This window comes from Microbacterium sp. C5A9, assembly GCF_022627955.1.
In the GTDB taxonomy this organism is placed as follows: Bacteria; Actinomycetota; Actinomycetes; order Actinomycetales; family Microbacteriaceae; genus Microbacterium.
Genome location: NZ_JABXGD010000021.1, coordinates 1 through 268, shown reverse-complemented (window position 1 = coordinate 268; position 268 = coordinate 1). Strand labels below are relative to the sequence as shown.

The 268-nt window shown below is 44.4% G+C and carries 1 protein-coding gene; it reads right to left on the bottom strand.

What is annotated here, in order from left to right:
* Positions 1-268, bottom strand: a 268-nt coding sequence (locus tag HWD99_RS18325; protein WP_241797626.1) for a hypothetical protein, incomplete at both ends; no start/stop codon positions are given.

The window sequence follows — 268 nt, the reverse complement described above, 5'->3', positions numbered from 1 at the left end:
GGGATACGTAGGTCGGCATAGGGGCCGCGAGCGCCTATGCCTCGTGAATAAGAGCGGTTGGCGTAGCGGAAGCCAGTTTTCAAATAATCGATAAAATTAGAATCCGTATAAAGTTTGAGGTCCCATTTAGCTTCGACTTCAGAACTATAAGTATATTGTTTGCTTTGATTGAAGCCGTCAACATACAGGTAATTCTTTGGATCAAGAAGGTCGATGTTCTTGAAATTGACATTCGATCCCCCAAGCGGATCGGTGGTGTCATTGAAAC